Annotated in this window: 22 protein-coding genes and 1 pseudogene; 4 read left to right on the plus strand and 19 right to left on the minus strand. The window is 33.8% G+C overall.

The genetic code is table 11. The features are described from left to right. Nucleotides 1-144: 144 nt before the first annotated feature. Nucleotides 145-1,473 carry a peptide-N-glycosidase F-related protein gene (locus F0460_RS06440; protein WP_150011442.1) on the minus strand — a complete coding sequence of 443 codons (1,329 nt, stop codon included), beginning with the start codon at nt 1,471-1,473 and terminating at the stop codon, nt 145-147. Nucleotides 1,474-1,518: 45 nt separating this feature from the next. Between F0460_RS06440 and F0460_RS06445 the strand changes: the two genes are divergently transcribed. Both F0460_RS06445 and F0460_RS06450 read left to right on the plus strand, forming a co-directional pair. After that, entirely contained in the window at nt 1,519-2,250 is a 732-nt protein-coding gene (locus F0460_RS06445; RefSeq protein WP_150011444.1) for an SIMPL domain-containing protein, read from the plus strand. After that, nucleotides 2,250-2,957, plus strand: a complete 708-nt coding sequence (locus F0460_RS06450; RefSeq protein WP_150011446.1) for a DUF1003 domain-containing protein — start codon at nt 2,250-2,252, stop codon at nt 2,955-2,957. Before F0460_RS06445 ends, F0460_RS06450 begins: the two co-directional genes overlap by 1 nt. Before the next feature lie 59 nt (nt 2,958-3,016). On the opposite strand, the gene queA is transcribed toward F0460_RS06450, so the two are convergent. From queA to F0460_RS06485, 7 genes are all read right to left on the minus strand, one after another. Beyond that, nucleotides 3,017-4,066, minus strand: coding sequence for a tRNA preQ1(34) S-adenosylmethionine ribosyltransferase-isomerase QueA (queA, locus tag F0460_RS06455; RefSeq protein WP_150011448.1), 1,050 nt, complete (start codon nt 4,064-4,066; stop codon nt 3,017-3,019). A gap of 125 nt (nt 4,067-4,191) precedes the next feature. Beyond that, the gene (locus F0460_RS06460; protein ID WP_150011450.1) at nt 4,192-5,430 is read right to left on the minus strand and encodes a 3-phosphoshikimate 1-carboxyvinyltransferase; all 1,239 of its coding nucleotides are present in this window, start codon (nt 5,428-5,430) and stop codon (nt 4,192-4,194) included. Nucleotides 5,431-5,525: 95 nt separating this feature from the next. Beyond that, a complete protein-coding gene (locus F0460_RS06465; RefSeq protein WP_150011452.1) occupies nt 5,526-6,098 on the minus strand; it encodes an outer membrane beta-barrel protein in 573 nt (190 codons plus the stop codon). A gap of 140 nt (nt 6,099-6,238) precedes the next feature. Further along, nucleotides 6,239-6,565, minus strand: coding sequence for a nucleotide pyrophosphohydrolase (locus tag F0460_RS06470; RefSeq protein WP_150011454.1), 327 nt, complete (start codon nt 6,563-6,565; stop codon nt 6,239-6,241). 206 nt (nt 6,566-6,771) lie between these two features. Then, complete coding sequence (gene dtd, locus F0460_RS06475) at nt 6,772-7,224, minus strand: D-aminoacyl-tRNA deacylase (protein WP_150011456.1); 453 nt, start codon at nt 7,222-7,224, stop codon at nt 6,772-6,774. Beyond that, nucleotides 7,225-8,190 (minus strand): ribosome small subunit-dependent GTPase A, encoded by a 966-nt coding sequence (gene rsgA / locus F0460_RS06480; RefSeq protein WP_150011458.1) that lies wholly within the window; start codon nt 8,188-8,190, stop codon nt 7,225-7,227. Between the two features lie 6 nt (nt 8,191-8,196). Next, on the minus strand, nt 8,197-9,279 hold the full coding sequence (locus tag F0460_RS06485) for a chorismate mutase (protein ID WP_150011460.1): 1,083 nt from the start codon (nt 9,277-9,279) through the stop codon (nt 8,197-8,199). Between the two features lie 100 nt (nt 9,280-9,379). Between F0460_RS06485 and gldA the strand changes: the two genes are divergently transcribed. Beyond that, nucleotides 9,380-10,276: a gliding motility-associated ABC transporter ATP-binding subunit GldA gene (gene gldA, locus F0460_RS06490; protein WP_150011462.1), complete on the plus strand. Its 897-nt coding sequence runs from the start codon at nt 9,380-9,382 to the stop codon at nt 10,274-10,276. Nucleotides 10,277-10,340: 64 nt separating this feature from the next. Here gldA and F0460_RS06495 read toward each other — a convergent pair whose 3' ends face one another. The 11 genes and pseudogenes from F0460_RS06495 to F0460_RS06545 all read right to left on the minus strand — a co-directional run bounded on the left by F0460_RS06495 (nt 10,341) and on the right by F0460_RS06545 (nt 18,916). Further along, entirely contained in the window at nt 10,341-11,072 is a 732-nt protein-coding gene (locus tag F0460_RS06495) for a GIN domain-containing protein (RefSeq protein ID WP_150011464.1), read from the minus strand. A gap of 147 nt (nt 11,073-11,219) precedes the next feature. Next, on the minus strand, nt 11,220-12,320 hold the full coding sequence (locus tag F0460_RS06500) for an acyloxyacyl hydrolase (RefSeq protein ID WP_190304109.1): 1,101 nt from the start codon (nt 12,318-12,320) through the stop codon (nt 11,220-11,222). A 1-nt stretch (nt 12,321) separates the two neighbouring features. Next, entirely contained in the window at nt 12,322-12,936 is a 615-nt protein-coding gene (locus F0460_RS06505; protein ID WP_150011468.1) for a deoxynucleoside kinase, read from the minus strand. A gap of 6 nt (nt 12,937-12,942) precedes the next feature. Then, nucleotides 12,943-13,716: a hypothetical protein gene (locus F0460_RS06510; protein ID WP_150011470.1), complete on the minus strand. Its 774-nt coding sequence runs from the start codon at nt 13,714-13,716 to the stop codon at nt 12,943-12,945. 90 nt (nt 13,717-13,806) lie between these two features. Beyond that, nucleotides 13,807-14,298: a dihydrofolate reductase gene (locus F0460_RS06515; protein ID WP_150011472.1), complete on the minus strand. Its 492-nt coding sequence runs from the start codon at nt 14,296-14,298 to the stop codon at nt 13,807-13,809. Continuing rightward, complete coding sequence (locus tag F0460_RS06520; RefSeq protein ID WP_150011474.1) at nt 14,298-15,122, minus strand: thymidylate synthase; 825 nt, start codon at nt 15,120-15,122, stop codon at nt 14,298-14,300. Before F0460_RS06520 ends, F0460_RS06515 begins: the two co-directional genes overlap by 1 nt. A gap of 3 nt (nt 15,123-15,125) precedes the next feature. Beyond that, a complete protein-coding gene (locus tag F0460_RS06525) occupies nt 15,126-15,800 on the minus strand; it encodes a bifunctional nuclease family protein (RefSeq protein WP_150011476.1) in 675 nt (224 codons plus the stop codon). A gap of 103 nt (nt 15,801-15,903) precedes the next feature. Continuing rightward, nucleotides 15,904-16,281, minus strand: coding sequence for a hypothetical protein (locus tag F0460_RS06530; RefSeq protein ID WP_150011478.1), 378 nt, complete (start codon nt 16,279-16,281; stop codon nt 15,904-15,906). Nucleotides 16,282-16,409: 128 nt separating this feature from the next. Continuing rightward, nucleotides 16,410-17,065: pseudogene (locus F0460_RS06535) on the minus strand (suppressor of fused domain protein). Between the two features lie 106 nt (nt 17,066-17,171). Further along, nucleotides 17,172-18,140, minus strand: coding sequence for an electron transfer flavoprotein subunit alpha/FixB family protein (locus F0460_RS06540; protein ID WP_150011480.1), 969 nt, complete (start codon nt 18,138-18,140; stop codon nt 17,172-17,174). Between the two features lie 29 nt (nt 18,141-18,169). Beyond that, nucleotides 18,170-18,916 carry an electron transfer flavoprotein subunit beta/FixA family protein gene (locus F0460_RS06545; RefSeq protein ID WP_150011482.1) on the minus strand — a complete coding sequence of 249 codons (747 nt, stop codon included), beginning with the start codon at nt 18,914-18,916 and terminating at the stop codon, nt 18,170-18,172. Between the two features lie 169 nt (nt 18,917-19,085). Between F0460_RS06545 and F0460_RS06550 the strand changes: the two genes are divergently transcribed. After that, the gene (locus F0460_RS06550; protein WP_150011484.1) at nt 19,086-19,694 is read left to right on the plus strand and encodes a hypothetical protein; all 609 of its coding nucleotides are present in this window, start codon (nt 19,086-19,088) and stop codon (nt 19,692-19,694) included. Nucleotide 19,695: the final 1 nt, after the last annotated feature.

The raw sequence follows: 19,695 nt of genomic DNA on the forward strand, positions 1-19,695 counted from the left end.
CACCAAATACTTAATCGAATTTTATGTTAGCTTCTATGATGATTTTTCCAGATTTTGTTTTGAAACTAAATGTAAGGGGAACGCCCAAAAACAAAAAAATCCCGCTAGTGAACTAACGGGATTTGATTTACTGGAGAAAACTAATTAGTTTTTAACTATTTTTTCTGTTGTTTTTACTCCGTTTGTAAATTCGATATTTAAAATATAGGTACTTGCAGGTAAATTTTGAATATTTAATGTTTTACTAGATCCATTTAGCAAGACTTTTCCGTTTAAATCTATAAGGGTTGTTTTTTTAACATCAACGGTAGCATTGATTGTAATTTGATCTGTTGTTGGGTTTGGATAAACTACATAATCTATTATTTCGACCTTTTTGTTATCTAATAATGCGTTATCTTTAGAATAGATGAAGGCTGATAAAATAATTTCGTCATTACTATGAGGAAACTTACCCGTAGGTATGCTTATTTTAAATGAGTGATTTCCTGTAGCTACATTACCTAATTGAATAAGTCTGTTTGGAATTTTATCACCCGGACACCAATTGTTCCAAGCTGCCCACCAAGCAGTAGACTGTACTGAACTACCATAAATTCCGTTTGCCTGTGTATTGTACTTACGGAAAGGTTCACAACTTAAACCACCAGGAGTGTATTTTAAAATTTCCACATCATCAAAATAAACCAAATGCTCTCTACGAACATACTCTTCGCCACCATTATTAGCTCCGTGTGCAGAAGTTATAAGCTGTACATGTGCATCTACCAAATCTTGATCTGTTGAAAAAGAAACCATTCGTGCTGCCGTTCCGGGAAAATCGCTATCAGTTGTTTTGTTTATACGTTTTCTACTCCACAATGGTTTTGGTAGATAATGTTGAGCTACAGTTGCATTAACAGTTGATGTAAAATTTACGGTTCCTTGAAAAACATCTTCTCTTCCTGAACAGCCCGCTATTTGAGTTTGAGCTGCATAAGGAACACCAAATAAGAAAAACTCTACCCAAATATCATTGTTCTGTAAAAAAGTAGCATCTTTAAAAATGCCAATTAAGTGATTTAAATCGTATTGGTAAGTAACTTCATTAGGTGCTACGTTCATATTCATGAACGGTGTAATGTATCTACCGATCTCAATTGTTTTTTTGTTAGGAGAAGTAATATTTTCCCCTGTTGGAACAAATGCAAAGAAAACACCACCCTGACGATCGTAATTATCGCAAAGTGCGTTAATTTTTACTTCTAATGAAAGAGTATTATTAAAGCTCGCAATTTCTGTTGCAGTAATTTTTCGAGCGTATCTTGAATTATCCAAACGAACAATTCCTGCAGGAGTTGCAGTTGTTTTTGTTGCTGCATAGCCGTCGTAAAAAACAACATTGTTAAAAGCATTCAACTGGTAATTTTGGGCAAAAACATTTAAACTAACTGTTAAACAAATTAGAGAAAATAAAAAGTACTTTTTTATCATATATTAATTACTTATATTTAATCTGCTAAAATTATAAAAAAAATCATGAAAAATTATATAACTGCTACAATTATAGCTTTAGGATTGATAATATCTACCGCTTTTTTGACTAATGCTTTTAAAAATCGTAATAACAGTAACGATACAATTAGTGTTACCGGTTTGGGAACGAAAGATTTTGTTTCTGATTTAATTGTTTGGAACAGCAGCTTTTCTAAAAAGAGTTTTGAATTGAAGGAGGCTTATGCATCTTTGGAAACCGACAGAAATGCGATTAAAAATTATCTGACATCGAAAGGTATTAAAGAAAGCGAAATTGTGTTTTCATCGGTAAGTATCAATAAAGAATATGCTACTACTTACGATGAAAATTCTAATGTTCGATCGCAAACTTTTAACGGATATTCGTTGTCGCAAAATGTTCAGGTAGAAAGTAAAGAAGTTGAAAAGGTAGAAAATGTATCAAGATCGGTTTCTGAACTGATTAATTCGGGTGTTGAACTTTACTCTAGTACACCTGAATATTACTATACAAAATTGGCTGCCTTAAAATTAGAAATGATTGCCGCAGCTACAAAAGATGCCCGTTTGCGTGCCGAAAAAATTGCAGAAAATGCAGAATCTGATTTAGGAAGTTTAAAAAAATCTGACATGGGTGTTTTTCAGATTGTAGCTCAAAATTCATCCGAAGAATATTCTTGGGGTGGATCTTTTAATACGGCATCAAAAAACAAAACGGCAACTATTACCATAAAATTGTTTTACAGCATAGATTAATGAAGACATTTATTAGCGATATTTCAGGAAAGGAATTTCCGTTAGATGAAATGGTGAGAGCGAAAACCATTCGAAAATCAATTTTTGATTTTATAAAACAAGAACATAATTTGTTCGATGAAAATGCAAAGCTATCGGTTGACGAATTAAACTTCTATCGACAAAAGTATATTTCAGAAAAACTTGTAAACGAAATTGGTGAATTAAACGATTTAAAAAAGCAGGTTGTAAATTCTATTTCAAAATCAGAAATAATTAGTGATGAATCGTTAAAAACCGATATAAAAAATGAATCCATTGGAGGAAGAATAGCCGATAAAGTTGCTGATTTTGGTGGAAGTTGGACCTTTATTTTATCATTCGTTTTTTTTCTGCTTCTTTGGATTGGAGCAAATGCATTTGTTTTTATGAATAAAGGTTTTGATCCGTATCCATTCATCTTACTGAATTTAATTCTTTCTTGTGTAGCCGCTTTGCAAGCTCCTATTATTATGATGTCGCAAAACAGGCAGGAAACCAAAGATCGTGAGCGTGCAAAGAACGATTATATGATCAATTTAAAATCGGAATTAGAAATTAGAATTCTACATGAAAAAATAGATCAATTAATTATGCATCAACAAAAAGAATTAATGGAGATACAAAAAGTTCAAACCGAATTAATGCACACGATTTTAGAAGAAGTAAAAAAGAATAAACAGCTATAAACAAAAAAAACTCATCTTTACGATGAGTTTTCTTTTAACTATATAACTAAATAAAAAAACTACAAAATTAGCATGGCATCGCCATACGAATAAAACTTATATCCTTCTTTAATGGCTTCGTCATAAGCTTTCATCATTAAATCATGACCTGTAAAAGCAGAAATCATCATTAATAAAGTTGATTTTGGCATGTGGAAGTTTGTAATCATACAATCGGCAATGCTGAAATCGTACGGTGGAAAAACGAATTTGTTTGTCCAACCTTCATACGTATTTAATGTGTGGTTTGATGAAACTGAACTTTCCAATGCACGCATTGACGTAGTTCCTACAGCACATATTTTACTTTTTTTTGCTTTTGCCTGATTCACGATATCGCAAGCTTCCTGCGTTATAATCAACTCTTCAGAATCCATTTTGTGTTTAGATAAATCTTCAACCTCAACAGGGTTAAAAGTTCCCAAACCAATATGTAAAGTGATTTTTGCAAAATCAACACCTTTAATTTCCAAACGTTTCAACAAATGTTTAGAAAAGTGCAAACCTGCAGTTGGTGCAGCAACAGCACCTTCTTCGGTAGCATAAATTGTTTGGTAACGATCTTCGTCTTCCGGAGTAACTTCGCGGTTAATATATTTCGGAATCGGCGTTTCACCCAACTCACGTAATTTTAAACGAAATTCTTCGTAAGATCCATCGTACAAAAAGCGTAATGTACGTCCGCGCGATGTTGTGTTATCAATAACTTCGGCAACCAACGAATCGTCATCGCCAAAATATAATTTATTACCAATACGTATTTTACGGGCAGGATCAACCAAAACATCCCATAAACGCTGTTCTGCATTTAATTCGCGCAACAAGAAAACTTCGATACGGGCACCTGTTTTTTCTTTATTTCCGTACAAACGCGCAGGAAAAACCTTGGTATTGTTCAATACCATTACATCGCCTTCATTAAAATAATCGATTAAATCTTTGAAAAATTTGTGTTCAATTGTACCTGTTTTACGGTTAACTACCATTAAACGAGACTCGTCACGATTTTCCGCAGGAAATTCTGCAAGTAGTTCGGTAGGTAAATTAAAATTAAAATTTGATAACTTCATAAAAATAAAAGTCCGTTAAGTGTTATCTTAATTAAAAAAATTAAGCTTGCAAATATACAACTTCAAAATAGGGGTTGTCAAGTAAATAGCTGTTTATTTTAAAAATGAAAATTTAATTAACTTATTTACAGATGATTAACACTTAATCCTATTGCTTTTAAATCATTCCAAAAATCAGGATACGATTTTGAAACAACAGGGGCATTTTTTATGATTAAAGATTGTTTTAAAACCAGCGGAGCGAATGCCATTGCCATTCGGTGGTCTTGATAGGTTTCTATTTTAATAGGATCATTTTGAAAAATAACCGAATTATTCAACTGAATAGAATCGTGAGAAATTGAAACATCTGCTCCAAATTTTTCTAATTCGTTTTTTAAAGCCTGTAAACGATCGGTTTCTTTTATTTTCAACGTATGCAATCCCATCAAATTGCAGGTAATTCCCAAGCCTAAACAAGTAACAATAATAGTTTGAGCAATATCGGGTGCATTGTTTAAATTAAGATTTAAATTTTTAATTGAAGAATTTTCAACCTTTTTAATAATGATTTTATTGTCAATAAATGTAGTTTGAACTCCGAAATTCTGATAGATTTCAGCCAAAACTGCATCGCCCTGCAAACTGTCTTGTTTGAAATATCCCAACGTAATTTGCGTATCAATCTTTGACAACGCCATTAAACTGTAAAAATACGATGCAGACGACCAATCTGATTCTACCACAAAAGTATCGTTTGAAAGCTTTTTTGTATATGGAATTTTTATAATATTTTTTTTAAATTCGGCTTTAATTCCTAACGACTGCAACACCGAAAGCGTCATTTTTATGTATGGAATTGATGTAATTGTTCCTTTTAACTGAATTTCGAGTTTGTTTGGTAAGCTAGATCCGATCAACATTAACGATGTAATATATTGGCTGCTTACATTGGCATCTATCGAAACTTTATTGCCTTGGATTTTTTTTCCGATGATTTTTATTGGTGGATAACCTTCTTCTTTTAAATACGAAATATCGGTTCCTAATTGATTCAAAGCATCAACCAAAATTTTTGTTGGGCGTTCGTGCATTCTGTCGGATCCTGAAATAACAACTTCCAAACCTTCTTGAATTGCGTAAAACGATGTTAAAAACCGCATGGCTGTACCTGCGTGATATACGTTGATTTCGCTTGACTTCCCCAATGATTGCAAAGCATTTTTCATTACTTCGGAATCATCAGAATTTGAAGCATTTTCAATTTTTAAGTTCGGATATAATGCCTGAAGCAAAAGCAAACGGTTTGTTTCGGATTTTGAGCCCGAAATTATAATTTCCTGATTGTTTTTTAGTTCGCTTTTATTCAGTAATATATCGTTCATAGCTTTTAGCAGCTTAATTTGGAATCAAAATTACTAAACAATTTATAAAAAAATCGGGCACATTTGCCCGATTCTTCATTTTTATTTTCTGTAAATTAGAAGTTTTTAGATATACCGATATTAACGGTTTTTCCAAAATTAAAATCAAAACTTGATGACTTAACAGATGGCGTAGTGTCGCTTTTCAAAGAGCTGTACTGAATACCACCGATAGAAAAGTTTAAACCAAAACTGTTTTTCATGTTAATAAACAAAGCCGGAGTTACACCTGCGTAAAAACCATTAGATTTTAAAGTTGTAGTTGGCAAACCAGTCATTGTGTTTTCTGTTTTAACTGTTTGGTATCCAGCAGAAACATCTGCAAAAACTGAAAACAATTCGCTTAACGGTTTTGCGTAACGGTAAAATGCCCCAATTTTTAAACCGTTATCTTTATTTTCTCCACCAACAAATTCATAATTTGAATTTAAAACTGAAGCTTGTAAACCAACTGTCATGTTCTCGTTAAACTGATAACCAACTGTAGGCGAAAACTCAAATGAACTTTGTTTATTATCGCTAATTTTGTCTGATGACAAACCAACATTACCGCCCACTAAAATAGTTCCTTCTTGTGCATTTGCCATAGCAGTTACAGCAAGTGCCAACACTAACATAATTTTTTTCATTACTTTTTTTCTTTAAATTTTGTGCAAATTTATTCAGTTTTTAAAATAAAACACTATTTCTTTAGCGTTTACCATGCAAAATAGCATGTTTATAGTACTCATGAAAACAAAATTGCTGCACCTTTTAAAAGAAAAAACGATTATTTTAATTTTTCGTTGTTATGATGACGATCGTGATCGCGATTGGTTTTTAAATCCATTTTTTTATCGAATGCTTCTTGTAAGTTTACACCGGTTTGGTTTGCCAAACATAAAACCACAAAAACAACATCGGCTAATTCTTCGCCTAAATCTTTGTTTTTATCGCTTTCTTTTTCAGATTGTTCGCCATATCTGCGGGCAATAATACGGGCAACCTCTCCTACTTCTTCAGTAAGCTGTGCCATATTTGTTAATTCGTTAAAATAACGAACACCGTGTTCTTTTATCCAATTATCAACATTTAGTTGTGCGTTTTTAATATCCATAATAATTTATTGCTTCTGTTTTTTAAAAATTCGTGGTTTAATTAATCTATCATAAATATAAAGCAGTAATAAAAAAATCAAATATTTCCCTATTAAATTATACCAGCATAATTCTTCGCCATTTATTGCACATTGAATTTCATTGTAACTCATTAAAAACGAAATCACAACATATATTAAGGTATATAAAAGGAATTTTTTAAGCATTACTCTTTATTCTTTGTATCGATTATAATAGTAACCGGACCATCGTTTAGAAGGCTGACTTTCATATCTGCGCCAAATTGTCCGGTTTGAACTTTTTTTCCTATTGATTTTTCCATTGATGCAACAAAAGCTTCGTATAACGGAATGGCAATATCTGGTTTTGATGCTTTTAGATAAGACGGTCTGTTTCCTTTTTTGGTTGATGCATGCAACGTAAACTGACTCACTACAATGATATCGCCATTTACATCTTGAACCGATTTATTCATGACTTCATTTTCATCATTAAAAATTCGGAGTTGCGAAATTTTTGCGGTTAACCAATCAATATCTTCGGTGGAATCAGCATCTTCAATTCCTACTAAAATCAGTAATCCTAAACCAATATCTGCTACTTTTTTGTGGTTTATTGTTACCGATGCTTGCGAAACGCGCTGTATTACTGCTTTCATTTATGCGTCGGGATTTTTACCGTTTCCGTAAGTATCTGCGCGGTAATTTTCTTCGTCGCCATCTAACATCTGCGTATAACTTTTGTAGCGCGACCATGAAATTTCATCGTCATCTAATGCATCTTTAACCGCACAATGTGGTTCTTCGCGATGCAGACAGTTATTGAATTTGCATTGATCTTTCAGCTTGAAAAATTCCGGAAAATAATTACCAATTTCCTGTGGTTCCATATCAACAATCCCAAAACCACGAATCCCCGGTGTATCAATAATTTTGGCATCAAAACTTAAATCGTACATTTCGGCAAAAGTCGTGGTGTGTTGTCCTTGCTGATGTTGTTCTGATATTTCCTTGGTCTTTAAATTCAAACCAGGTTCTAAAGCATTAACCAATGTTGATTTTCCAACACCCGAATGCCCGGTAAACATGGATACTTTATTAGTCATGGTTTCTTTTAACGCATCTAATCCTTTACCGGTAGCGGCAGAAACACGCAAACATTTGTAGCCAATTTTATCGTACGTATATTGTAAGAACAGTTGATCGTCTAATGTTTCTTCAGAAAAAGTATCTACCTTATTAAAAACCAAAATGGCTTCAATTCCATACGCTTCGGCAGTTACCAGCAATCGATCAATAAAACTTGTGGTGGTAACCGGATTATCAATAGTTACCAAAATAAACAAAATATCTACGTTTGCAGCAATAATATGCACCTGTTTGGACAGATTTACCGATTTGCGAATTAAATAATTTTTGCGTTCGTGAATGTTGGTGATAACACCCGTAACTACATCTGCAGTGGTATCCAGATCAAAATCTACCTTATCGCCAACGGCAATTGGGTTGGTACTTTTAATACCCTTCATTCTGAATTTCCCTTTAATTCTACACTCAAAAAACTCGTTTGTATCAGCTTTTACGGTGTACCAGCTTCCTGTAGATTTATAAACAATTCCTGTCATTCACTTTTATTTTCTGTTGATTATATGGTCTTGTCTTGTGATACTTTCATCGTGAATTGCCTTGAATAACGATGTAATAAAAGCTTCGCCCAATTTATTTTCTTTGCCTTCGCGGCGCATTTTTATAAGAACTTCCTGCCAACGTTCGGGTTGTAAAACAGCTACGTTTTTAGCTTTTTTAAGCAAACCAATCTCATCGGCAATCTGCATACGGTCTTTCAATAATTTTAAAATCTGTGTATCAATTTCGTCGATTCTTGTTCGAAACATGTTCATTTCGTGTACATACGAATCTTCTAAATTCAACGAATCGCGCAATACCAGATTCGATAAGATTTCCTGTAATTGATTCGGTGTTACCTGTTGTGCAGCATCGCTCCAAGCCAAATCGGGCGTGCAATGAGTTTCAATCATCAAACCGTCGAAATTTAGATCCAGCGCTTTTTGAGCCACTTGTTGAATCAATTCTCGATTTCCCGTTATGTGTGACGGATCATTAATCAGCGGAATTTCCGGAAAACGAATCTGCAAATCAATCGGAATCTGCCATTCGGGTTTATTACGATATTTTATTTTTTCGTAGCTTGAAAATCCACGGTGAATAAATCCTAACTTCTCGATTCCTGCATTCTGCAAACGTTCAAAACCACCAATCCACAAGCTTAAATCAGGGTTTACCGGATTCTTTATAAAAACAATTTTATCGGTTCCTTTCAACGCATCGGCAATTTCCTGAACAGCAAAAGGGTTCACGGTTGTACGTGCGCCAATCCACAAAACATCGATATCGTGTGCTAAAGCCAACTCCACATGTTCTGCAGTAGCAACTTCGGTAGCCAAAAGCATACCTGTTTCTGCCTTCACTTGTTGCAACCATTTTAAGCCGATAGTGCCAACACCTTCAAAACCACCCGGACGTGTTCTTGGTTTCCAGATTCCTGCACGATAAATGGTTGCCTGATCTTTAATTCCGTGCGCAATTTCCAACACCTGATCAGGAGTTTCGGCACTGCACGGACCCGCGATTATCAAAGGTTTGTTACCCGATAATTGCTTAAACCACAAAGCTTTTTCACTTACTTTCGTCATACCGCAAATTTACAGATATTTCAGTAAAATACGGTATAGTTTTACAGATATAGCCAACTAATATAAAAAATACTTACTTTTGTGTAAAACAAGAAATTCTATGTCGATAGAAGTACAAAATATCTCTAAAAATTACGGAACGCAAAAGGCGTTAGACACCATTGATTTTAAAATTAACAAAGGGGAAATTGTCGGTTTTCTGGGTCCGAATGGTGCCGGAAAATCTACATTAATGAAAATTTTAACCACCTATATTGAAGCTGACAACGGCACCGCAATTGTAAATGGTTTTAATGTGAATACGCACCCGAAAGAAGTTCAGAAATCTATTGGTTATTTGCCCGAACACAACCCGCTTTATTTAGATTTGTACGTTCGCGAATATTTGGCATTTAATGCCGATGTTTATAAGGTTGACAAAAAACGTATTGACGAAGTGATTCAGCTTACAGGTTTATCGCCCGAAGCTCATAAAAAAATCGGGCAATTATCTAAAGGATACCGTCAGCGTGTTGGTTTGGCAACAGCTTTACTGCATGATCCGGAAGTGTTGATTTTAGATGAACCTACTACAGGATTGGACCCGAACCAGCTGACTGAAATTCGTGATTTGATAAAAAATATTGGTAAAGACAAAACCGTTTTTTTATCGACACACATTATGCAGGAAGTGGAAGCAATCTGCGACCGAGTGATTATTATTAAAAGCGGAGTTATTGTTGCCGATAACAAATTGCAACAGATGTTTAGCAATGAAAACGATCAGGTAATTGAAATTGAGTTCGATGTTAAAATTGAAGAAGAATTTATTAAGCGTTTGCCTAACTTAAAATCGTTTCACAACATACACGATATGCAGTGGGAACTTATTTTTAATGCAGATGCAGACATGCGCCCTGCCCTTTTTGATTTTGCTAAAGAATTAGATGTTAAGATTTTATCTATGCAGCTTAAAAATAAAAATCTGGAAACTATTTTTAGAGAGAAAACGTTATAGTGTTCTATGTTATAAGTTTTAGGTTCTATGACTAAACTTACAACCTAAAACTTATAACTAAAAACTATTTATAAACAACATTTCCAGTATATAAACGTTCAATTTTTACGGTATCGGGTTTGTTGTACACATAAATATTTCCGACAGATGCAATAACGCCTTCTAATTTATTTTTTGCAAACACATGAATATTTTGGTTACTTCGGTGATAAGACAAAACTGTTTTAGCCTTTAATAATTTAGCATCAACCGAGCCATTAGCTCCGTATAATTTTACATCCAAAACATTGGTTTTTCCTTTTAAAATAAAGCTTCCTACCTGGTTATCTTCTACCGTTACCGAATTGTTGTTTAGTTTTAAATTAAAGTTGGTCGATGCACTTTCTTCGTTCGGAATACTTGTTAGCAGATATAAATTCGGATAACGTAACGTATCATTTGAAACTACATTAAACTGCGTACGAGAATGGATTCTTTTTAAATTTGGAGTATAAATTTTTAAAACCGCGATTTCATGACTTTTAAGCATTTGGCACGAAATTTCGTTTTTTATTGTAAGGATTGAATCTTTAACTTCAAATGAAATTGCTTCAATTCTATTTTCAAACGATTGAATTTCCATTTTAAAAGTGGTGCTCGGAATAATTTCTGCTGAAACATTCATGGGAATATCAACGGTATGAAATCCTGATAACTGATGTTCTTGTGAAACGGCATCTCCTTTTTTTGAAAAACAAGCATCTTCACCAGCGCATCCGGCAATTATCAACAACAATAAAACGATACTTTTTTTCATAACTCTATTTTTTAACCACTGATGCACAGATTTTCTTCTGAATATATATCACAATTTGTCATTCCGACGAAGGAGGAATCTATTAGAGATTCTTCAATCCACTTCGTTTCTTTCAGAATGACAAACTTATAACTTAAAACATACAATCTACAACTTATATCCAACACCAACTTCAAAAGCTTCTGCTTTAGCAAAATGCGTTTTTAACGACATCACTCCAAAAACATTCGGAGTTACATAATAACGCAAGCCTAAACGTTGGTAAAGCGATCCGTTTTTCTTATATTCATCATGGACGTAATAACCAATATTTCCTTCGGCGGTTAGTTTGTTCAGATACCATTCGTAGCCTACAAAAACGCCCACACGTTTCCAATCGGTATTTTTATCCATTCCTTCTTCGGGAAATGAAGTCGCCAAAAACGGAATAAGCTCTTTTAATGAATTCGACAGGAAAACTTCGGCTCCTAACTGTGCCGCTCCATAATTATTCAAAGGTTTTTCTACAATTGCGGTAATATGATAGAACGGTTTTTGTCCCATTCCGATGATATGACTTTCGTTAACGCCTGTTCTGAACAAAAGGTTGTATCGAATTTGCTGCGGATAATCTACATAAGAATTGGCTTTACCTGTTTGATCTTCATCAGAAAAATGATAGGTTAAACCAACATTCACTCCCAACGTATTAGTACTTGTATTTGGCGCTTTTATGGTGGCATTTGAATGATGCACAAACAGCAATCCTGCATTTATCCCGATATTTTGCCAGATTCTAGGTTGATCATACCCCAACATAAAATACGTGGATGGCATAAATTTAGATCCGTAAGCTACATTTCGAAAATTAGTTTCTTTATCAAATGGATTCGTTGCGTAAGAAACTCCCTGCCCTACACGAAACTGTAATCGTCTATTTAAAAAGTAAAAATTATAATGTGCATACAAGCCGTACAAATCGCCCAAAGTTTCGTTGTGATTGTTTTGTGTATGAAAAGAAAAACCGACTTCGGGAAAACGGTAGGTATGATGCCACTCTTTAGATCCATCGACTTTATGGTTTACCGAAAACAGAAAACCTGTAGGTTTATTGGTTATTAAATGGGCAATATTTTCGCTGTGCGGTAAAATAGCACCTTGATAGGTTTGTAACGATGCGCTCCAGTTTTCCTGACCAATTGCTGAAAAACAAGCAACCAGAAAAAACAGATTACAAATTATAAACCGCAAACTTAAAAGCCTGTTCATATTAAAACAAACCGTTAATTTCGGCATCAATTCGGTTGATAACTTGTCCTAAATCTTCAGGATTATCAACAAAATTAATAGGATCAACATCTATAATCAACAACTTACCTTTTGTATAGCTTTTGATCCATTCTTCGTAACGTTCGTTCAGTTTATTCAAATAATCAATCGATATAGAATTTTCGTATTCACGTCCACGTTTATGAATCTGTCCTACTAAATTCGGAATCGAGCTTCTTAAATAAATCAACAAATCAGGTGCACCAACCAAATCTTCCATCAATTCAAATAACTGTTTATAATTATTGAAATCACGGTTAGACATCAACCCCATTGCGTGTAAGTTCGGAGCAAAAATATGGGCATCTTCGTAAATGGTTCGATCTTGAATGGTATTTTTTCCGCTCGATTTCATTGCCAAAACTTGACGAAAACGACTGTTTAAGAAGTAAATCTGCAAATTAAACGACCAACGATCCATTGAATGATAAAAATCATCTAAATACGGATTATCAACTACATCTTCGTAATGTGCATCCCACTTGTAATGTTTGGCTAATAATCTGGTTAACGTAGTTTTTCCTGCACCAATGTTTCCGGCAATTGCAACTTGCATATTTTATTAGTTTATATGGTATAAATACAATTTATCTGTTGTTAAAACACTTAAACTGTTTGCGTTAAAAATAACAGAATCAATGGTTGACTGAACTTCTGCCAATTTTTCTGTTTCTTTATTTTTAGTGTTTAACAAAAATAATTTATTGTTTGATACATACACCAACAAATCGCCATTAATTGCTAACAATTGTGCTTTTTTAGGTAAATTTTGTTCTTGAATTACTTTTCCGTAGATATCAATTCCGTACACAACATCATCCTTTTGCCAGTAAGCAAAATTGCCGTAAGTTGTTAAAAAAGAATAGGTTGTTATAGGATTGCTGACGAACGATGGTTGATCTTGCTGCGATGAAACAATACACCAGCGCTTGCTTGCGTAATCGAAAATCCAAATGGAAGCCTGTGAAGTTAAAGCTGCATAAACGGCATCGATTTCAGAGAAACGATCTGTTAAAACGATCTTTTCTTTTACACTTAACTGATTGTCTAAAAAAACCAATTGTTGCGTATTTTTATAAAAAACCAATTGTTTTAAAGGATTTCGTTCATCGTATTGCGCAATGTTTCCTAAAAACGGATCTTTAAAAGTAAATGTTTTTAAAAGAGTTTCTTTGGCAATTTCGTTACTTACAATGGATGAAGTATCGCCCAAATGATTCAATCCGTAATAAGTTAATTGTGGCGGACGAACCAGTTCTTTTTTAAACACAGCCATTTGTGCATTTACCGAGAATGCAGTAAAAAATGCAATAAAAGCTGTGGTTAATTTTTTCATTTTTATATTATTTTGTCATTCTGAATGCAACAAAGTGAAATGAAGAATCTCTAATAGATTCATCCTAACGTCGGAATGACAACATATCCTTTACTTTTGATAAATCTTTATAGTAAAATCGAATTTATTTTTTTCGTCGGATTTATGAAATTCTTCTGAAATCATTTTCCAATCAGATGCTATTTCAGGAAAAAAGGCATCAGCATCTTCAAACACGGCATTTACATGTGTAATTACTAATTCGTTAGCAACACTGATTGTTTCCTTATAAATTTCTCCACCGCCAATTACATAAACAGTCTCTTGATTTTGCTGTTTTGCAAATTGTAAAGCATCGCTTACCGAAGCAAATGCAAAACAATCATCCGGAACATTGTAATTTTTCTGTCTGGTAATAATTAAATGTGTACGATTTGGCAAAGGTTTAGGAAAAGATTTAAACGTTTTGCGCCCCATTAAAATAAAATGTCCGCTTGTTGTTTCTTTAAAATGTTTAAAATCAGCAGGTAAATGCCACAACAAATCGTTGTCTTTTCCTATTGCTTTATTTTGTGCAATTGCTGCTACTAAACTAATCTTCATTATACTGAAACCTGACCTTTAATTGCCGGATGCGGATCGTAATCTACCAACGTAAAATCTTCAAATGTAAAATCGAAAATATCTTTTATTTCTGGATTTAAGATCATTTTTGGCAACGGACGTGGTTCTCTTGACAACTGCAATTCAACCTGTTCAAAATGATTGTTGTATATGTGCGCATCGCCAAACGTATGGATAAAATCGCCATAACCTAAACCGCAAACCTGTGCAACCATCATAGTAAATAGCGCGTAAGATGCAATATTGAACGGAACGCCCAAAAAGATGTCTGCCGAACGCTGATACAGTTGGCACGACAATTTACCATCGGCAACATAAAACTGAAAAAATGCGTGACACGGAGGCAAAGCTGCTTTTCCGTTGGCAACATTTTCATCAAAAGAAACAGATGTATCGGGCAAAACAGAAGGATTCCAAGCCGAAATTAACATTCTACGGCTGTTTGGATTTGTCTTTAATGTTTCGATTAATTCTTTAATTTGATCTATTTCTTCGCCGTTCCAATTACGCCACTGATAACCGTAAATTGGGCCTAAATCGCCATTATCATTCGCCCATTCATCCCAAATTCGAACACCGTTTTCTTTTAAATAACCTATATTGGTATCGCCTTTTAAAAACCAAAGCAATTCATGAATGATTGATTTTAAATGGACTTTTTTGGTTGTAACCATTGGGAAACCTTCGGCTAAATCAAAACGCATTTGGTAACCAAAAACACTTTTAGTTCCGGTACCTGTTCTGTCGCCTTTTTGAACACCTTCTTTTAAAACGTGTTTAACTAAATCTAAATACTGTTTCATTTTTTAAAGGTTTCTTTTTGAAAGTTCATCACGTAAACGAGCTGCTTTTTCGTAATCTTCGTTCATTACTGCTATTTCCAACATATCGTTTAATTCCTGAAGCGAATAATCGGCAAACTCATTGCCTTTTTCTACAGGAGCAATATTTAGAAATTCATCAATAACATCGCTTAATTCTTCATCATTGTCGTCATCGTCGTCATCTGCATCAAAATCATCGTCATCATCACCATATTCCTCATCTTTTGCATCTGCTTCTTCCTGTTCGCGAAGATAAATTCCTGCTTTATCCAATATATTCTGATAGGTAAAAATAGGCGCATCAAAACGCAATGCCAGTGAAATGGCATCAGACGTACGTGCATCGATAATTTCCTCGATACCGTCGCGTTCGCAGATAATGCTTGAAAAGAAAACACCGTCTACCAATTTATGAATGATTACCTGTTTTACAACGATATCAAACCGGTCGCAAAAAGTTTTAAACAAATCGTGCGTTAACGGACGTGGCGGCTTTAAATCTTCTTCAATGGCAATGGCAATAGCTTGTGCTTCAAACGCACCTATCACGATTGGCAGTTTACGATCACCATCTACTTCATTCAAAATCAAAGCATAAGCTCCGTTTTGCGTATGACTGTATGAAATTCCTTTTATTGTTAATTTTACTAAACTCATGCTGATAAAAATAGCTAAAAAACGCTATTAAACAAAGATACATTTTTAAATTTAACAGGGTTTATATAGAAAATAATTTTGTTTTGTTTTACTGTTTAAGTAATTAATCTTCATCGTAGACAACTTGCCAATTCATACGTTGTAAATCATCTAAAGTTAGTTCATACCGTTTTAAATACATATCATTATTTATCACATCTTTAAAAACATTATTATCAATAACGTTTTTATCAAATATCCAAACATATATCTTACCATAACTAAAATTTGTTGCTGAAGGCACTTGATTATTAGGTGCAATTATAAATCCTGAATTTAAGTATTCTGGAAAATAATCAAAATTTTCCGCTTGATAAAAGTAAATACTATCTGTTGATTGATTTCTAATTTTAAATTTATATTTAGCGTCATCAATATTGGGACAACCGTATAAGAAAGTCATACAAATAAACAACATCAAAAATTTTAAATATTTAATCATAATCTATTTTATTTCAAATACACAAAAACAGCCGTAAAAATTACGATTGTTTAAATTACAAGATGAGATTCTGAAACAAGTTCAGAATGACACGTTTTAATTGTTATTTAATTGGAAAAAGCTTGCTTTTATTTTCTATCTAAATCTGTAATCAAAAGTGCGTTGTCTAATTTCAATTGATGTAAAAGCTTTTCTGTTTCGGCTAGTTTAGGATTTTGCTTTAGTAGCTCATATTCCTCTGTTGTAATACCAATCATCTGTAGAAACTGAACTTCTCCGTGTGGAGTTTGAATTTTACCTAGTTCCGGATCTAATACAAAGGCAATTGCTGTTAAATTGGTATCGTAATCTAAACGAATTGGACTGTTGGTGGGAATAAAATGAAACTCTTCGAACCATTTTCCTGTTTCAAAAACGTAGCGTGCTAAATTTTGCATTAGGTTCATAGCCCAATTAAAATCGTCACCTTCTTTCTTTTTTAATCTAAAAGTAAATTCAAATCCGTATTTACTAAATTCTTTTCCCGCACTTTCTTCATCATAATACAATTCCGAAAGTCCGTAAGAAACAATATGTTAACAATATGTTAATGGTCTTCTTGGTTTTGACTTTCATAAACACTTATACCATCAAGCGGATCTTTTCCACCCAGCATATACTTTATTATTGTGCCAAAATGCTGTGGTTCTTGTTGCCCATAAATTTCATTTACTTTTTCATCGATCGACAGCCAGCCTACTGCATCATCTTCGGTAAATTTTTGTTTATAATCTTCTAAATTTATTTTTTTACATAATTAGTATTTATCCTAAATATAACAAAATCAATAATATGAACAAAAAAACAGCCGTAAAAAAACGGCTGTTTGAATATAATATTTAAAGAAAATCTTAGTTGTTATTCGCTTTGAATTCTTTTAACTTTTTTGTTAATTCAGGTAAAATTTGGAATGCATCACCAACAATTCCATAATCGGCAACTTTAAAGAAAGGCGCTTCTGGATCTGTGTTGATAACCACTTTTACTTTTGATGCGTTGATACCCGCAATGTGCTGAATTGCACCAGAAATACCAACTGCAATATATAAGTTTGATGCTACTGGTTTTCCTGTTTGACCAACGTGTTCAGAGTGAGGTCTCCAATCTAAATCCGAAACCGGTTTAGAACAAGCTGTTGCTGCTCCTAAAACGCTCGCCAATTCTTCGATCATTCCCCAGTTTTCAGGTCCTTTTAAACCACGACCACCAGAAACCACGATTTCAGCATCGGCAATAGAAACTTGTCCTGATGCTTTTTCCTGACTTTGAATGTGGATATTAAAATCGGCATCGTTCAAACTTACTGCGAAATCTTCTGTCGATGCTGCCCCAGATGCTTCAGCCAAACCAAATGAGTTTTTAGCCAATGCAATTACTTTCACGTCTGAAGTTAATTCTGTAACGTTAAATCCTTTGCTAGAAAAAGCATTACGCTTAACTTGGAATGGACTTGTTGAAACTGGTAACGCTACAACGTTTGATGCATAACCAGCATCTAAACCAACTGCAACGATTGGTGCCAAGTATAAAGAATCGGTAGTTGATGATAAAACAACAACTTTTGCGCCTTCTTTTTGTGCTGCTTGTTTAACAACATCGGCATACGCTTTTGCGTTAAACTTGTCTAATTTACTATCGGTTACTTTTAGTACTTTATCAACACCGTATTTTCCTAATTCAGAAACATCACCAGCATTAACTGCAACTGCCGTAAGTGTTGTTCCTAATGATTCTGCTACTTTTTTTGCATAAGAAGCTAATTCTAAAGCTACTTTTTTAAATTTACCTTCTGCAAACTCTGTATATATTAAAACTGACATACTTTTTAAATTTTAAATTGATTTTAGAATTAGATTACTTTAGCTTCGTTGTGTAATAAGTTAATCAACTCGTCTAAATTATCAGGGCTGATTAATTTTACTGCCGATTTTGGTGCAGGTTTTTCAAACTTTACCGCTTTTGTTTTAGCATCTGCAGCAACCGGTTCTAAAACGTTTAATGCTTTAGTACGAGCTGTCATAATTCCGCGCATGTTTGGAATACGTAAATCTTTTTCTTCAACAATACCTTTTTGTCCGCCAATTACCAATGGTAAATTAGTAGTTAATGTTTCTTTACCACCGTCGATCTCACGAACCAAAGTTGCATTAGATCCATCAACCTCGACACCTACGCAAGAATTCACAAAATTAAATCCTAATAAAGATGCCAACATTCCCGGAACCATTCCACCATTATAATCTAACGATTCTTTTCCACAAATAACTACATCATAACTACCTGCTTTTACAACTTCTGCCAACTGTTTTGCAACAGAAAAACCATCGGTTGGAACTGCATTTACACGGATAGCTTCATCGGCACCAATTGCCAATGCTTTACGAATAGTAGCTTCTGTATCGGCTCCACCAACGTTTACAACAGTTACGTGAGCTCCTTGTTTTTCCTTAAACCAAATTGCGCGTGTTAAACCAAATTCATCATTAGGATTAATTACAAATTGAACACCGTTTGTATCAAATTCCGTATCACCGTTTGTGAAGTTAATCTTTGCAGTAGTATCAGGCACATGGCTGATGCAAACTAATATTTTCATTTATTTTACGTTTTTTAGATTAATTCTTAATTAGCTACGAAGATAAAAAAAATTTCAAATAACAATACTATGCGTGCATATAAATTATTTCTTAAAATTTTAATATTACTATCTAATCTTCTTCTGAATAGGCTATCTTTACTATACCTGAAAAATAACTTTTTATAGAATGATCTTATTAAAAAACGTTTGTTTAACCGCATTTTTATTAACAACAACCATTGGTTTTTCACAGGAAACAGATGTAAAATCGATTGCTAAAAAGTTTATGCCGAAAAACAGCAGTCTGGCTCATGCGGTTATAGAAACATCGGTTTGGGATTTTCCAAAAGCTGCTATTGTTTTTTACACCGAAGATCTTACGCACGAATACAAGGATATTGTTTACGAAAGACAGGCTGTGAATGGTTATTTTATTTGGAACGATGGAAAAACGGACAGAAAAATTCTGATTGATCATTTTGAAGATGATAATGTGGATACCAAAATTTTAAGCATATTTTTTGACAATGCCGATAATGACAAACAAAAAGAATTGATTATTTTAACGGCAAACACGCATCGTTTACAATATTTATACGATGGTACTGAATACGGCGTTTATATTTATGACGATATTTCGATAAAGAATGTTCCTGAAAAATTCACTTTGTTGAGCAACCCGAAATTCGATATTTTTAATCAGAATTTTGAAGGATTTCAAGACGATAAAAATCATAAAGCAAAATTTAAAACTGCCGATGCTATTAAAAAAGAACTTAAAAAACTTGGATTTTAAA

It is taken from the genome of Paenimyroides baculatum (assembly GCF_008629655.1).
In the GTDB taxonomy this organism is placed as follows: domain Bacteria; phylum Bacteroidota; class Bacteroidia; order Flavobacteriales; family Flavobacteriaceae; genus Flavobacterium; species Flavobacterium baculatum.

Excerpts from the sequence above, each read along its gene's own strand:
- F0460_RS06440 (WP_150011442.1), bottom strand. The coding sequence starts at position 1,473 with ATGATAAAAAAGTACTTTTTATTTTCTCTAATTTGTTTAACAGTTAGT.
- F0460_RS06540 (WP_150011480.1), bottom strand. The coding sequence starts at position 18,140 with ATGTCAGTTTTAATATATACAGAGTTTGCAGAAGGTAAATTTAAAAAA.
- F0460_RS06495 (WP_150011464.1), bottom strand. The coding sequence starts at position 11,072 with ATGAAAAAAAGTATCGTTTTATTGTTGTTGATAATTGCCGGATGCGCT.
- F0460_RS06500 (WP_190304109.1), bottom strand. The coding sequence starts at position 12,320 with ATGAACAGGCTTTTAAGTTTGCGGTTTATAATTTGTAATCTGTTTTTT.
- F0460_RS06505 (WP_150011468.1), bottom strand. The coding sequence starts at position 12,936 with ATGCAAGTTGCAATTGCCGGAAACATTGGTGCAGGAAAAACTACGTTA.
- F0460_RS06530 (WP_150011478.1), bottom strand. The coding sequence starts at position 16,281 with ATGATTAAATATTTAAAATTTTTGATGTTGTTTATTTGTATGACTTTC.
- F0460_RS06470 (WP_150011454.1), bottom strand. The coding sequence starts at position 6,565 with ATGGATATTAAAAACGCACAACTAAATGTTGATAATTGGATAAAAGAA.
- F0460_RS06515 (WP_150011472.1), bottom strand. The coding sequence starts at position 14,298 with ATGAAGATTAGTTTAGTAGCAGCAATTGCACAAAATAAAGCAATAGGA.
- F0460_RS06545 (WP_150011482.1), bottom strand. The coding sequence starts at position 18,916 with ATGAAAATATTAGTTTGCATCAGCCATGTGCCTGATACTACTGCAAAG.
- F0460_RS06465 (WP_150011452.1), bottom strand. The coding sequence starts at position 6,098 with ATGAAAAAAATTATGTTAGTGTTGGCACTTGCTGTAACTGCTATGGCA.
- gldA (WP_150011462.1), top strand. The coding sequence starts at position 9,380 with ATGTCGATAGAAGTACAAAATATCTCTAAAAATTACGGAACGCAAAAG.
- F0460_RS06520 (WP_150011474.1), bottom strand. The coding sequence starts at position 15,122 with ATGAAACAGTATTTAGATTTAGTTAAACACGTTTTAAAAGAAGGTGTT.
- F0460_RS06460 (WP_150011450.1), bottom strand. The coding sequence starts at position 5,430 with ATGAACGATATATTACTGAATAAAAGCGAACTAAAAAACAATCAGGAA.
- F0460_RS06485 (WP_150011460.1), bottom strand. The coding sequence starts at position 9,279 with ATGACGAAAGTAAGTGAAAAAGCTTTGTGGTTTAAGCAATTATCGGGT.
- queA (WP_150011448.1), bottom strand. The coding sequence starts at position 4,066 with ATGAAGTTATCAAATTTTAATTTTAATTTACCTACCGAACTACTTGCA.
- F0460_RS06510 (WP_150011470.1), bottom strand. The coding sequence starts at position 13,716 with ATGAAAAAATTAACCACAGCTTTTATTGCATTTTTTACTGCATTCTCG.
- dtd (WP_150011456.1), bottom strand. The coding sequence starts at position 7,224 with ATGAAAGCAGTAATACAGCGCGTTTCGCAAGCATCGGTAACAATAAAC.
- F0460_RS06445 (WP_150011444.1), top strand. The coding sequence starts at position 1,519 with ATGAAAAATTATATAACTGCTACAATTATAGCTTTAGGATTGATAATA.
- F0460_RS06450 (WP_150011446.1), top strand. The coding sequence starts at position 2,250 with ATGAAGACATTTATTAGCGATATTTCAGGAAAGGAATTTCCGTTAGAT.
- F0460_RS06550 (WP_150011484.1), top strand. The coding sequence starts at position 19,086 with ATGATCTTATTAAAAAACGTTTGTTTAACCGCATTTTTATTAACAACA.
- rsgA (WP_150011458.1), bottom strand. The coding sequence starts at position 8,190 with ATGACAGGAATTGTTTATAAATCTACAGGAAGCTGGTACACCGTAAAA.
- F0460_RS06525 (WP_150011476.1), bottom strand. The coding sequence starts at position 15,800 with ATGAGTTTAGTAAAATTAACAATAAAAGGAATTTCATACAGTCATACG.